This window comes from Snodgrassella sp. B3088 (assembly GCF_026535815.1).
Lineage (GTDB): Bacteria > Pseudomonadota > Gammaproteobacteria > Burkholderiales > Neisseriaceae > Snodgrassella > Snodgrassella alvi_E.
Map to the genome: position 1 here is coordinate 394,769 of NZ_JAFNPG010000002.1, position 267 is coordinate 395,035.

Genomic DNA, 267 nt, shown 5'->3' on the forward strand with positions numbered 1-267 from the left:
GAAATCTTGTTTGGCGATTTCAATGGCTCGTTGAACCACCTTTACAAGGTTAGTATTTACGCCCTGAAGATTAGTTAAAGAACGCTTACTTAATTTGTACATATCAAACCCTTTCACATATAAAAAATGCCAGCTACTTAGCTGGCTTTTGATTTTGTAATCTAATCAAATGTACTATCTGTTTACTTGTCGTCCTTATCTCCTATTATTTTTTCTGCCTTACTACAGACTGCATTGATTAACTTTTGTGCCATCCTTGGCGCGGTG